Annotated in this window: 9 protein-coding genes; 4 read left to right on the forward strand and 5 right to left on the reverse strand. The window is 55.7% G+C overall.

What is annotated here, in order from left to right:
* The 3 genes from QFZ54_RS20145 to QFZ54_RS20155 all read right to left on the reverse strand — a co-directional run.
* Positions 1 to 372 (reverse strand): hypothetical protein (locus QFZ54_RS20145; RefSeq protein ID WP_307090528.1); only part of this gene is annotated, 372 nt, incomplete at its 3' end.
* A 78-nt stretch (positions 373 to 450) separates the two neighbouring features.
* Positions 451 to 1917 carry an N-6 DNA methylase gene (locus tag QFZ54_RS20150; protein ID WP_307090530.1) on the reverse strand — a complete coding sequence of 489 codons (1467 nt, stop codon included), beginning with the start codon at positions 1915 to 1917 and terminating at the stop codon, positions 451 to 453.
* Positions 1914 to 2492, reverse strand: a complete 579-nt coding sequence (locus QFZ54_RS20155; RefSeq protein WP_307090532.1) for a recombinase family protein — start codon at positions 2490 to 2492, stop codon at positions 1914 to 1916. Before QFZ54_RS20155 ends, QFZ54_RS20150 begins: the two co-directional genes overlap by 4 nt.
* A gap of 217 nt (positions 2493 to 2709) precedes the next feature.
* Between QFZ54_RS20155 and QFZ54_RS20160 the strand changes: the two genes are divergently transcribed.
* Both QFZ54_RS20160 and QFZ54_RS20165 read left to right on the forward strand, forming a co-directional pair.
* Positions 2710 to 5427, forward strand: coding sequence for an ATP-binding protein (locus QFZ54_RS20160; protein ID WP_307090534.1), 2718 nt, complete (start codon positions 2710 to 2712; stop codon positions 5425 to 5427).
* Between the two features lie 11 nt (positions 5428 to 5438).
* Positions 5439 to 5933 carry a hypothetical protein gene (locus tag QFZ54_RS20165; protein ID WP_307090535.1) on the forward strand — a complete coding sequence of 165 codons (495 nt, stop codon included), beginning with the start codon at positions 5439 to 5441 and terminating at the stop codon, positions 5931 to 5933.
* Between the two features lie 121 nt (positions 5934 to 6054).
* On the opposite strand, the gene QFZ54_RS20170 is transcribed toward QFZ54_RS20165, so the two are convergent.
* Positions 6055 to 7416 carry a hypothetical protein gene (locus QFZ54_RS20170; protein ID WP_307090536.1) on the reverse strand — a complete coding sequence of 454 codons (1362 nt, stop codon included), beginning with the start codon at positions 7414 to 7416 and terminating at the stop codon, positions 6055 to 6057.
* A 44-nt stretch (positions 7417 to 7460) separates the two neighbouring features.
* Positions 7461 to 8879: an RES domain-containing protein gene (locus QFZ54_RS20175; RefSeq protein ID WP_307090537.1), complete on the reverse strand. Its 1419-nt coding sequence runs from the start codon at positions 8877 to 8879 to the stop codon at positions 7461 to 7463.
* Between the two features lie 150 nt (positions 8880 to 9029).
* On the opposite strand from QFZ54_RS20175, the gene QFZ54_RS20180 reads away from it, so the two are divergent.
* Both QFZ54_RS20180 and QFZ54_RS20185 read left to right on the forward strand, forming a co-directional pair.
* A complete protein-coding gene (locus tag QFZ54_RS20180; protein ID WP_307090538.1) occupies positions 9030 to 12971 on the forward strand; it encodes an NACHT domain-containing protein in 3942 nt (1313 codons plus the stop codon).
* On the forward strand, positions 12968 to 14182 hold the full coding sequence (locus QFZ54_RS20185; protein ID WP_307090539.1) for a DUF4143 domain-containing protein: 1215 nt from the start codon (positions 12968 to 12970) through the stop codon (positions 14180 to 14182). Before QFZ54_RS20180 ends, QFZ54_RS20185 begins: the two co-directional genes overlap by 4 nt.
* Positions 14183 to 14277 lie beyond the last annotated feature (95 nt).

The raw sequence follows: 14277 nt of genomic DNA on the forward strand, positions 1-14277 counted from the left end.
AAAAACTCGGTTTTGCACGTCGGCCTTTAACTTTTTTGGTAAGGACTCGATCAGTGCCGCCACAGCAGCCGGATAAATGCGTGGGTTTACCGGTCTCGGCCATACCTGGTTTTCGTTAAAACCAGCGCGACGAAGTTCATAGCTTAGCCACACATCTAGGGCCAGGGCAGGCACCCCCGATTGGGTTCCTGCTTTTAAGTAAAGGGGAACGCCAAGTAGCCGCTCAAGGGTATCATAATCAGGTTCGAAATGGGGTTTCCCAGCGGCGCAACGAACCCAAGGATTGCTGTGCTTCCCTTCTGGTGCGGCAAGGGCGACAATGCGATCGAAGATGATCCAGGCCTCAGCCTTTGCTGTTAATTTTGCGACCACGAACTGCCCTCATATTCAACGATTGCGAAGGTCTAGCGGTTTGACGTTCGTTCGTGAACTCCGCGAACCCTGCCGACCTTAATCCGCATAGTGACGCCAACGCCGCATTATGCTGACCCCCTCGTCGAACGCTACCGCCTCGGCACGTTTAGCTAGTGCTGGCGATGCAAATAGCAGGCGGCCTGCCTCTCGCGGCTCGAGCTTCAGCATGCCGCCACCTAACGGGTGGCCCTCGAGCTCGCAGCTTAGCTGCGCGATGGGTGATCCCCAGTTCGGTAAAAGCTTTTCTGCGAGTGCTCGATCTCGCACACGCACGCTGTGTACGGTGTTGGTGCAAGTTACCCCTGCCGAGTTTTTAACAAGGCTGGCATTCCGGCCTGCCATATAGCTCATCATGAAGTCCGGAATTTGGACGTCGGGCACTGCGTACCAAGGCTCACGATTCCGACATTTATAACCCAGCCGTGCTTCCTGACCGGCGCTACTATCCAAGTAGCGCCGAACTGAGGCCGTGAGTTCTTGGCCGCGCTGAAGACGAAGGAGCAGAACCGGATCGTCAGCTTTGTGCCAGGCGGCAACCGTGCTGGGAGTGATCGGCCGTTGTGCAAGCACTCGTCCGGTCCGCACAGTAGAATGGAGGTAAGCCGCCGGAATTTTCCAGCGCGCCGCCTCCGAAGGGCGTAGGTGGAAGAAGCTATTGTCGCCGCTGACATAGCCAATGCCGACACTGGCGAAGCTGCTCAGTCGATGACTGTCAGTATCGTCGGCGATCGACCGATACGCATTCCGAATTGCAGCCGGCAGCAAGTACGGCCGTAACCTCCGATTCCAGATATCCCGCCATTCGCCAAGCATTACCTTCTCGGCCTGCCTGGGGGGGCGCGTAGCCCCCTCAAACCGATCGCAAACTGTGAACTTTATGTGGTCGGTCGTACCGCCAAACCCATCTGTGTAGAGCAGCCAACAGTCTTCTGAGAGGCCGGGGAACAGCTTTTCGCGAACTGCAACAATCTGCACATGCTTAAAATGGGCTACCAAATATTCAATCAGGGGAGATGCGTAAGGCGCATGACCGATCTCGGCAGGTACGACGAAGGCCATACGACCGCCCGGCTTTAGCAGCGCCGCTGTTGCGACGAGGAACGGAGCCCAAGAGGAGGTAAGCCCGCTGAACGCCGCGCCCTGGGCAGCGCAAAAAGCTTGAGCTCGTGCTCTCACTACGCCTTTGAACGTATGGTAGCGAATGAAAGGCGGATTGCCGGCTGCGCATTCGAACCGCTCGCCGGTCGCTTCCGCCCACTGGAAAAAGTCTCCTTCGTGGACAAGCGCGCCTGGGGCCCGTTCGATTGCAGTATGCGCTGATAACGGATCCTGTTCGATACCCACACTGTTGGGATGCTCTACAAGGAAGCGGCCGTCGCCACAGCTTGGGTCGAGCAGGCGATCACCATCGCGACGCACAGCCCAACTTACTAAGGCGGCAACAACGGCATCCGGCGTGTAATAGGCACCCGCGTGCTTCTGAGACAGACGAACCGCGGTCATGCTGCACGCTCTAGAAGCGAGCTACGGCCACCAGGGATATGGCGATAAAGCGTTGAAGGCTGAACGCCGATCTGCCGAGCAACCTCTTCAACTGTAATGGAGGAATCTAACAGCATTGCCTTAGCTCGCCGTATCTCCGGCTCACCCATTGCGGGCTTACGGCCACCGCGACGGCCAAGCGCCCGCGCCTGAAGAAGACCCGCATGCGTGCGCTCGAGGGTAAGCTCGCGCTCGAACTCGGCTATTGCCGCTAGAAGATGAAAGGTCAGTCGCCCGCTTGGACTGGCGGTGTCAATCGCCTGGGTTATGACCTTCAGACCGATCTCCCGGGTCTGGAGAAGCTCGGCGGTTTCAACGAGCTGTCGGACCGACCGCGCTAGGCGATCTAGTTTCCAAACGACTAATGCGTCGCCAGCTCTTAAAAACTCGAGCGCTGCACGAAGCTCAGGGCGGTCGCGCTGTGCACCCGAAGCTCTCTCAGTAAATATCTTTTCGCAGCCGGCTGCACTAAGCGCCTCGAGCTGCAAAGCGGGGTTCTGATCTCGGGTCGAAACTCGCGCATAACCGATCAGCAAAACAGACCTCCGAAAACTCGTCCGGCGACACCGGATTTGGGAGAGGCATACAAGAGAGCGTTTTCGGAGACAATAGTGGAGAACGTAATGCGAACATATTTTCTCGTTAGCACCCTCCGCTAAACCGCCGTTTACGGGAGGCCCTATTCCCCTTCCTGGCGAACGCCTCTACGCTGCCACATGTGACAGTCAAATTGGCTGCTGAGGGGGAATATTCATGGGTGCAGCACCACAGTTTAATTTTGGGGACGCTGCCACTTTTGAACAAAATATCGCAGCATTCTCCATAGAGCTAGCGAAGCTGGATCCAGCCGCAGCACCGGTCTTATCAGCGTCGCTGAATGCACTTGCTGACGAGCAACAGGATAAGGCCGCGCTTTGGAACTCGTTATTTGCTGCCGAAGTAGCGTCGGATGCGGCCCCTTCAGATAGTGAGATTCCACTACCTTTGATCGCGCCTCCCGTAACAGCCCCGGTACGCTGGTTTCTGGAAAGATTAGAGATTGAGGGATTTCGTGGAATCAACAACGAAGGTTCACCACTATCACTAAAGTTCAAACCTGACTGCGTCGCTTCGATATCGGCACCAAACGGCGTTGGTAAAAGTTCAATATTCGACGCACTTAGCTTCGCTATTCGAGGCAAGATCGCTAAACTAGATCGTTTGCTACAGACCGAAAAACCCCAGGACTATTATCTTAACCGTTTCCATCCGGGTACGATTGGTACTGTAAAGATAACGCTTAAGCCGGACAACGGAGGGCAATCTGTTCCAATATTAGTTACTCGGGATGATAAGGGTAAGCGCACCGTCTCAGGACCTGTCGGTGTAGACTCGCAAGCGTTGCTTGCCGAACTCGATCGAGAGTTTGTGCTCTTAGACGCCCCGTCTTTCCAGAGCTTCATAGACGACAAGGCCCTTGACCGTGGCCGGGCTTTTTCCGGCCTTCTCGGACTCTCCCGCTACTCAGGTTTACGTCAGCAACTTCAAGCAATCAGTAACACCCGGGCCTTCAACACTCATTTTGACACCAGCGCCCACGCCGCAAAACTTGCGGCGGCCCAACGCACGGCGACAACGGCGAAAACCGCTATAAGCAACGATTATGCCGAACTCGTCAAAGAACCACTCGTTGCAGGCACACCGTCGCCCGAAGCACAGGACCGCTGTCACGCTGCTCTCCACGGCATCCCAGTCTTAGTTGACCACTGCGCCGAACGCCCTTTCATAAGTATCGATGTAGATGCTTGCCTAGGCGCGGTTCGCACAGCCGAGGATGGTCCCACGCGAGATCGCTTGGGCACAATTATCCGCGAACAGACGAAATGGACCGAGGCTAACAAGGCTTTGCCAACGGAAGCGGATATGTCTCTGCTTAACTCCCTTGCGGTAGCCCGGACCGATGCACTTACAAACACAACCGGAGATCTCTTACGTAAGCTATACCGCTTGAGCGAACAGGTCATGACCGGCGACTCCTGGCCTTCGCCTAACGTCTGCCCCACATGTGAGAACGACGATGGAAACTCGGTTTTAGAGAACGTACGGACAAAATTGGGCCAGTACGATGCGGCTGAAACGGCTACCATCGCCGTGGCGACCGAATGGGCCTCAAAGGGCTGGGCAGAACTGACTGATCTCGAGGCACTGACGTTAACAGAAGGCGAGGCTCCACGCATACGCCAGCTCTCAAAAGCAGGGGAAACTGGCACTCTAGAAAGCACCGAAGCCCTTGAATTGGCGCAACACGTCAAACTATTGCGCGAGAGGGCAACCGTAGCAATCGACGCCCTTGCCCAGGAACGCCTGAGTCTCGAACGACAATTGCCGCAGTCGCTTGTTATTGTGACTACAGCGGTAGAAACAGCCCGCCGCCTTCAAAGCAATTGGAATGTGCTCGAAGAGGCTCAATCAGAAGAGAATATTGAGACGGATTACGCGTCCAAGGTTAAGCGGTTAAAGAAGTTTCTCGATAGTACCGCAACGATGTTTGCGGACGCAGAGTCCGATATGGCCGCGGCTCGTCTCGCGAAAATTGAGCCTCTATGTCAGGAGTTGTTTCGTTATATAATGTACAGCCCCGTTGTACCAACACTTAAAAAGCCGAAAGGTAGTGAGGATCTAAGCATCGGCCTTGCGGAGTTTTGGGGACTAAAGGATCTTTCTGCACAGGCCTTGTTGTCCGAAAGCTACCGGAACGGATTTGCCGTATCCGTATATCTAGCAGCGGCATCATTGTACGGCGGGGCTCCACGCTTCATCGTTCTTGATGATATAACTTCAAGCTTTGACGCGGGTCATCAGCATCATCTTATAGAGGTTATCCGAACTAGGTTTTCTCGTCCCGTAACGGCAGACGGTCCTCAGGTTATTCTACTGAGCCATGACACGCTACTGGAAAAACTATTCAACAAACATTCTAGTACGCCAGAATGGTCCCATCAGCGGATAGAAGGCACTGCGCAAACCGCAATTCTTTTACAGTCCGGTGCGGTAAATAAGGTTAGAGAAAACACGCTAGAACTCTTGCAGGTTGGACGAGTTGATGATGCTGCACCGAGAATCCGCCAGTATTTGGAATATACTCTACACACTGTAATTGATCGGTGTCGTATACCGGTCCCGCTTGATATCGCTTTTAGTGACGATAGACGTACGCCCGGCGAGTACCTTGGCGCCATTGAAACAGCCGTAAAACTGTACAAGGCAGCAGGCCTGCTTGTGCTCGATCCAGTTCAGGAGAGCGCGCTGCAAATGCATTCCGCGATGATTATCAGCAATTTCCTATCGCATTGGTCGACTGGACAGGCTCAGTCATTCTCCGCTCCAGCTCTGCTTGGCGTCATGCAAGCCATTGATGACTTCCCGGACTGTTTTAAATACGAGCCCACCCCCGGTGCTCCTAAAAAGTTTTACACTTCTCTTAGATCTTGACCCGCCCTTCTATGTCAATGACCCCATTAGAGGTGATCACTGCTAAGCGCGCCCATCTGGCAAGGTTCGCCAATGAAGGGGGAGCTGCGGGTGAGCAACAGGCAATAGTCGCAATGGATCGCTGGATTCCTCGTCCACGCGGTCCTGATTTAGTCATGCTCCTTGAGGAGCTGGCTTCTACTGGAATCGTCATCAAGCCTTCGAGCTTTGACGCACTCGCGCTCCCCCGCCTCATTAGTATGGCAGATCGAGATCAGGTCCGAGCGAGTCTTGCCGAGATTACCTTTGTAGAAATCAAGACGTCCAACCAGCCGCGCGTAAAACCCGGCTTCAGCGGCTTCTTTTTCGCTATCACAGAGAACGAAATTACAGCGGCAGAGCAGCTCGGCATCAGGCATCGCATTGCCTTATTTAACAAGATTACTAACGAGATCTTGATTACATCGGTCTCGGAAATATTGGCCCGTACCAAATCTATGAATTGGCAGCTCTCAGTCCAGATCTGACTTTTTGTTCGGTTGGCAAATTTGAGTTATGTTCGTGAGTCTGCCAATATTGTGATTACTTTACCCTACTGCACAAGACAGTCGCTCCTATTAAGGGGTTTAGGCAGCTATTAGCGCGACGCTAGCCAACTGTCTCATCGGGATGAGTAGGCGTCGTTAATGGAAACGGGCAGAAGCGGTCCGCAACGGGACGCACCGATAGTATTTCGGTGAAGGGTGGGTCAGCGCGCGTAGCATCTGTCGGCACGAGCGTGTGCCACCAAGCGAGGAGCGCGCCACGTGCCAAATAGGCGAACGTGTGGAGAAGCATTGGCGTGTCATCACTGCTCCAGGTGGCGCCCATCGCGGAGCAGGCAAGCCCGCCCGGAATCTCGGAATAGGGCCCATCATCATAGCGCTCCGGCGGGATACACATCGGATACGGGAATGGGACACCGCCATGGAGAGCGCGCGACCGGAGCGCATAGATACGCTTGTACGCCGCAGTCAGAGGTTCACTGGAAAAGTTAAACTTCCCGAATGTCGGACGCTTTTCTGGAGCACCGGGGGCGAACGTCTCCATGAAACCGACAAATTTTGCAGTTGCACCCACGACACCTCTGAACGCCCTAGCACCGACAAATTTTGCAGACCTCGGCCTTGTAGAGCCGACAAATTTTGCAGTTGCACCCACGACACCTCTGAACGCCCTAGCAACCTTAGGGACCGTGGCCCCGGCACCAGCTTTGTGTAAAAGATTGATCACACCTTGGTAGGAAAGGGCAAATCGCTCTTCAGGCGAACGCTGATCGCCATCCCAATGGTTAGCGGCGGTCTCGATTGACGAAACGAGCAACAACCAAGCATTCTCGGGTGTGGAATCCGCGACCCAAAGCGCATTTTGGAAAAGGCGTGCAGCTTTTATCAAGGCAGCTGCTCCATCCGGCGTTAGCAATGGCAGCGTCGCAAAATCGGCAAGGCTGCGCAGATCGCGCATCCCGTGCAGGTGCGGAAGCTGCGGCGCCCTTTGTGAAATTGGAAGCAGTGGTAAATAGGTCGCGTCGTAACCGCGCGGTCTGCCAAGCGGATCTTCTCCAGGCTTGAACTCGCGATCAACCGGACCGGCCATAATCCGTGCGTCGAGCAACAATGAGACGAGGGCCGCCACTTCGTCAAATATGTCTCCGCCATGATAATGATTATCGTTGGTGTGGAATGGGACGCGCATATCGGCCTTCAGCAGCCACTCGGCGCGCAGCACGATGCCAGGTTTTAGGCTACGCACGTTTGCACGTGTATGGGCTAGCGCGTTCAGGAAACTATAGGGCCCGAAATCGTAGGCCTCAGCAATGAACTCTGCGTCTGAGTAGAGCCGGAGCTCGGAGATCTGGATCGCTCCAGATTTTTCGCGATGCGCCTGCCAATTAAGCCAGCTACGCGGCGGTGGCGGGACGATCTCCCCTTTTCCTTCGTCTTCCGGCGCTATTCCCATTAAAACTTCCATTATGCAGCTTCCCCCAAATTTCACCTATCCTGCCCAAGCCGCATTTAAAAACCTGGCTCGGTCCAGTCACTAAAGCGAACGGGAGTTGATTTATTATCATACTGAATTGAGTTCACCGTGATCCGCAGCACACCCTGAGGACCGAGGCGCAAGGCAGTCTCGAGAGCAGGAGCAGGTCGGTGTGCAGCCCCCAAGATGGCAGCAAAAAAGTCGTCGTCATTCTTAGCCATTCCCGGCGCTGCTGGATCCGCCTGCTCCGGTAGCTGCTTGAAAAAGACGTGGTCCTCGGGCTCCTCATCCTCATCTTCAGGATCTCGTAAACTGCTGTAAGATACGAACTCGATGCCGCGCTTGGCCTCTTGTTCTACCCCTTCCACCAGCGACGCATGAGGAAACAAAACCAGATTATTTCGGCCATTCGAAATTTGTGCCGACTCGAAGATGATCCCGTCGAGCACCGGATCGGCTTCCGACCAGAGATATTCAGCGACGACTTGCGTCGGAAGATAGTCAAGATTCTCTCGGCCAGGGATTACGGCTCGGCGGACCTCTTGGTGGAAGCCTCGCATAAAACCGCCGTAGCTTCGCCGTTGAATATAGTTCTGCGAGAAATAGCTCAGATCTTCATAGGCAAGGTCAAGCATCGTCAGGTCAAGGACGCGCAGTGGTCGGACAATCTCGAAGCGGCCGACAATTGCGCCCCCGCCCACAGGAGTACGCAATTCCGCGACACACGTGTCTTGATCAAGCGCTCCGTAAAACAAACCTATACCGGCGGCGTTCATTCGCCCCGCGCCTGCCAATCCAGGTTCGGGGGCGGCAAGCTGCTTTAGCCGGTTCCCGAAAATCGTCTTTTGTTGCGCCTCATCGTTCGCTTTACGGCCGCGAAAAACATGCGTGATGTCACTGTTCGGCCCAATCGTTCGGATCACGCCATTTGGCGGCCACTCGCCTCGCACGATCGGTCCAAGCAGCTCGTCGAGAACCTTTTTGCCTTCTTGTAGAAAGAACCGGCGGCGATGTTTCAATTGATCGCAGAATCGATCCCAGCTTTCATGTAAATCGCTGCCTGTCGGCTCCCGGATTGCGAAATCGTCCGACGTCTCATCATAGACATCAATCTCGCCCTCCTGGAAATTGAAGTCATGCCGCTGCGAAAGGATCGCGGCCAATCGCTGACCCACAATGTCGTCGTCAACCTGTAGCATGTTGATCAGGATTTGGCTTGGATGGTCCCCTACCGGACCGAAGGTAACCTCTCCGTTGCGGATCCTGACGTCCTCATCTGCGATGCCAACCAAATTCAGATAGATTGGATCAATGCGATCAGCGAGTGCTTCGAGCGAAAAGGTTTTCGTACGCCGCCGATTGCAAACCATGCACATGTGCCGTGAGCCGCCCGCTGCGATCTCAGCGCTGACGATCGGATCACCGACACAATCCTTACACACATGGTCCGGCATTCAGCTCCCCCTTCAATGATTTAGCCGATTTTCTTTATGGAAACGGCTCTTGGAGCGTGGCTCCCTCCAGCCTTACAACGAAAGTGATCTCAGTCGATTTAGTTATTGAATGGCTTGGATAGACGTACGGAAATCTGCAAGTTGCGCTGCATGAGCAAGCCCCTTCTCCGTCGTCAACTTTGGTATGTCGATCTTCGCAGCCGCCAAATCGTCGGTCAGGAATTTCTAAAAACCGAAAATCGGTCGCTTGTTGTCCTCGGCGAGGCAGGTATGGGTAAATCCACCCTACTGTCGCAACTCCAGGATGTTGATGGCTACGCGCTGTGCAGTGCACGCAAGCTCATCATCATGCCCGATCCGAAGCTACTGATTGGCGATGCCACTACCTTGGTCATCGACGCTCTCGACGAAGTTTCGGCTCAGCGCGAGGGTGATGCCGTAGACCTCGTACTGCGCCGTCTCGCAGAACTCGGCTTACCTCGCTTTATCCTCTCGTGCCGAGTCACCGACTGGCGCAGCGCAACCGCCCTCCAAGGCATCGCCGACATCTATGATCATGCGCCGCTCGAGCTGCATCTTGACCCATTAGACCGAGATAATGCGATTGAATATCTGGCGCATTCGATCGGCAACGAGGTGGCCGAAAAGGCAATCGTGCACCTTGAAGCTCGGGGGCTGAGCGGCCTGTGGCGCAATCCGCAGACTTTGGAACTCGTCGCAAAGGTGGCAGCGCAAGGATGGCTCCCTGACTCAAAGGGACAGCTTTTTGCGGATGCGATCAAGCTGTTACGCATTGAACATCGCAATGAGAAGTCCGCTACTCCGTTGGCAACATTGCCCGAAAAAGACGTGCTCGAAGCTGCTGGCGCTGGCTTCGCGACCCTTATTTTTGCTGGCAAGGAAGCTCTTTCCCGAGAGACCCCGCCCGCTAATTTCGACGCACCACTTGCCGAAGCTTCAGCGTTGCCGGCCGCGGCGCGGTTAAGCGATGTGCTCGATTCCCGACTTTTCGAGGCGCGGGCGCCCGATCGGTTTACCTATGCGCATCGAGCAATTGGTGAATTTCTTGGCGCGCGTTGGCTGGCCGAACAGGCTGACACGCCGCGCAAACAACGACGAGTACTCGAGTTGCTCAACAATCACTCGTTGGTCCCTGCAAACTTACGTGGCATTCATGCTTGGCTTGCTTGGCATTCGCCGACCCTAGCCGACAGGATCATCACGTCGGATCCTATGGGTGTCATCGAATATGGCGATGCGGACACCCTCACAGCACCGCAGGGTCGCGCCTTGCTGCTTGCGCTGTTCGAGCTTTCGAAGGAGAATCCACGGTTCCGGGACTGGTCGGACTACCGAGCAGGTGGCCTAGTACAGCCGGGGATGCTCGCCGAGATCCGAGACGTCGTGCGTGATGCGAACGTGGAATTCGGGCTTCGCCTACTTGTCCTCCAGGCCCTCAAGGGCTCCGACCTTGCCCCGCTGTTAAATAACGAATTACTGACTCTGCTTCTTGATGGAGATTCAATCTTCGCGCTCAGAAGCGAAGCCGGTGATAGGCTAGTTGAGATTCAGGGCGCGATCGATTGGCCTCTGATCGTCCGTAAGCTCATCAATGAGGCGGGAGAAAACAGCGTCCGCCTTGCCAGCGAGCTGATGAGTGAGCTTGGCTATGCGCAATTTGACAATGCGCTCGTCCTTGACATGATCCGCGCAAATTTCGTCCGGGTGGACAGCACGGTTGGCGTGTTCTTCGGTCTGGAGCGAAAATTCCCCATCGACCGACTAGCTCCCCTCCTTGACGGCGTCGTCGCGTTCGCGGACTCGCTAGGTGATCGGAACGAGCGTCGGAGCAATGACGCGATCACGGATCTTGCCTTCGCGCTGCTCGCGAGGCGGTTGGAAGGTCCATCCCCCGACGCAAAGCAGCTCTGGTCATGGCTACGTCCTTTCGACGCTAGCCTTGGGTCACAGCGCGAGACGCGCCAAGCCATTTCTAAAGCGTTCGCGGCAAACGATGACCTTCGCCACTCAGTCCAGCGCCATGTGCTGCTGGATCTGAAAGACGATAAAAACCTTTGGCAGCGCTCCTGGCGGATGCTCGTGCCTGCGTCCGGTCTTAGACCAGACGAGGACGATTTGCTCTGGCTCTTAGACCAGATCGAGCTCGGCGATCCGCGCTGGCGTGAGCTTGTCGAACTGTCTGGGCACGGCCCCGAGCAGGGCACGAAGGTCAGGGCCGCAGCGGAACGGTTCGCCGCTGGCGACGACGAAGCCAACGCGTGGCTTGCCGAACTTGCCGTCCCACAGACGCCGGACTGGCAAATTGAGCAAGAGCAGCGGGAGCGCGAGCAGACCGCCGAGCGGATAGCCAATTGGGAACGCCACCGAGCAGAATTCGGTGCTCACATCGACGCGATGCGCGCCGGCGATTATGGAAACATAGTCAACCCCGCGAAAGCCTACCTAAAACTCTTTTTCGACATGGGTGATGCGGCCAAGGATGGCCCAGCGCGCATTGAGGAGTGGCTTGGCCCCGAGCTGAAGGACGCTGCTTTGGCAGGGTTCGAGGCTTTCCTCACGCAACAGCCGCCAACACCGTCGGCAACTGAAATCGCGATAAGCCATGCTGAAGGCCGACGGTGGGAAGCCGCCTATATCATCGTTGCTGCGCTTGCCGAACGTATGCGCACCGTTCGGGGATTTGATGACCTCACCGACGAGCGCCTGATGGCAGGATACATCGAACTTTCCCAAAGCCGGATCGATGACCATGCCGGTATCGGCGACCTCGATAAGCAGCTTTCTCGAGAATTACGTTTCCGGGATCAATGGGAATCAACGCTCCGGCTTTTCTTCGAGCCGCAGTTCGCCGCGAGCCTTAAGCATGTCAGCGGACTGTACGGCTTTCTACGAAGCGAAGAAGATGCGGCATTGGCGGACCGGCTGGGGGCCGAGTGGCTAGCGAGATTCCCTCAAATGTCGGAGAACGCGGAAATCGAGCTCATCGATCATCTTTTAACGAACCACGCCGGTTCAGAGGCTATCCTTGCACTTCTACCTCAACATCTCGCCGAGCCGCTCTCCGACCAGCGACGCCTTACATGGGACGCGGTCGGGATTATCCTAGCTTTTGATACGACGCGCGCTCGACTGGACTTGGCCGGCCCGGTCGGTAAGGAACTATTCTGGAACTTACGTGCCCGACTAGGCCACCGCAGCAGGACACCTTCGATCACCTCGTTGGGTGTTGATCAACTCGCTTGGGCAATTGAAACTTTCCGACCAATATTCCCTTATGCCCACCGACCGACCGGTGGCACGACGGGAGATACCAACAACTGGGATGCGACCGAATACCTCGTGGTATTAATCAATCGGCTTGGTAGTGAAACTGGGCCAAATGCAACCGCTGCTCTGCTCGCGCTGCGCGATGCGCCGAAGGATGGCTACACTGAACATCTGCGGATCGCGTTGGCGGAGCAAAAGCGTAAAAGAGTCGAGGCGGATTGGGTCGCCCCCGACATTGCGACCTTCGCCTCTGCCGTCACCGACCGGGCGCCCACTACCGCACCGCAGCTTCAGGCGGTGATACTTGAAGAACTTAAGCAGGTGCAGGCAAAGGTTACCGGCGACCCGCGTGACTGGTACAAAGACTTTTTTCTCGAGAATGGCACGCCCAAGGGCGAAGAAGATTGCCGAGACACAATCTTGAAAATGTTTGGAGACCTTCCGTTCGGGATCCAAGCCGCACCAGAAGGCCATCTCGCGGATGACAAGAGGTGCGACATCGAGTGCACACTTCCCGGAATCATGGTGCCAATCGAGATCAAGGGTCAGTGGCATAAAGACCTATGGACCGCGGCGGACAGACAGCTTGACCTTCTCTATACGAACGACTGGCGCGCAGAACGCGGAATTTATCTCGTCCTGTGGTTCGGCCTAACAACTGGGAAAAAACCCAAAAAGTCTCCTTTTGACATCGGTACACCTGAAACTGCTGGGCAATTGCGGAATGCTCTAGCTATTCAGAGTGTGACAACGCGCGAAGGACGGACAGAGATTGTTGTTCTGGACCTGACGCGTCCGACATGATGCGACGCGAGTCTGCCTTTATCCAGCTCGACGCCGCGGTTGAGCGGAGCGACGTTACGATCTTGAGAGGACTGCCGCGCGTCGGTCGTTCCTCGTTTTTAGAAGATTGGAAAAATCGGCGTGCCGACGCGATGCGCTGCCTAGTGGAAGACGTTAGACTCGAGGCAGGCATTTTTATTCTCGATCATGTTGATGCTCGAGCGATCGACCAGATCATTGGTATTGTTCGTACGGCCGAGGATACGAAATCTCGCACTCGCTTGGTCGTAGCTCCCAGCGATCTTGTCACCGCCGAGCGACTACGCACGACGTTACCTGGTGTTGTTGGTTCAGTTGAGATTGCCCCGCTCCGTATAGAGGAGCTTGCCATCGAGATCGGGCAGCAGCAATTGGCAGCTGGTCCTGTTGAGGCGGCACCGCTTACTGCAATCCCTGCGCCCGCCCAGGCTGCGGACCCCAACCGTCATTGGCTGCGGGGCGGCTTTCCCGGCAGCCTGCTGGCCCATGACGACCAAGATAGCTTGATATGGCGTCGTGGCATGCTCGATGGGCTTTTAGCGCGAGACTATACGGAGTGGGGAGTCGAGCGTGCCTTTCCTATGGGTGACATGTTTCGTTGGCTCGCAAACCAAAATAGCGCGGAACTCAACGAGAACAGTTGCGGGTTCGCGAAACGGCAGGAATTAAAATCCGCCGTCTATGTGCTGGAACTCCTTGGCCTCGTTCGGCGCTTGCCCAACTACCCGGCTGGCAGCAGCGCCAGCATGGACCGGAATCAAAAACTTTTCGTCCGGGACACCGGCCTTCTCCACGCCTCGCTTGGTATCGAGACATCAACTCAGCTTCGAGCGAACCAAGCTATTGGGGGAAGTTTTGAAAGCTACGCAACGGAAGCGCTGATCCTTGCTGCGGGAGGACGGTGCGGTGCCCAATTCTACCGAGAACTGGGAGACAACGGTGAGGACGAGATCGATCTGATCCTAGACTTCCCTTCTCAGAAAGGCCGCCTTGTTGCGATCGAGTTTAAGGTCGGGCCCAACCAGAAGGCCAAAAGGGGCTTCTACAATGGCTGCGCGGCGCTCAACATCGAGGATCGCTTCGTTGTTCACTCTGGCGACGCAGCAGATCTTGGTGAAGCGGTGCACCGCCTCGATTTGAAATCCGCAGTCGCGCGCATCGCCGGTAAGCGCGGTCTGAGGGCCGCCTTGTAGGCGGAGCGTTCAACGGGTTGATGGCAGCTCTTTGAACGGGGCCGTGATGTCGGACGAGACTATCGAACCAGCTGCAGATGTAGCGAGTAGTCATA

The organism is Sphingomonas faeni (assembly GCF_030817315.1).
Classification (GTDB): domain Bacteria; phylum Pseudomonadota; class Alphaproteobacteria; order Sphingomonadales; family Sphingomonadaceae; genus Sphingomonas; species Sphingomonas faeni_C.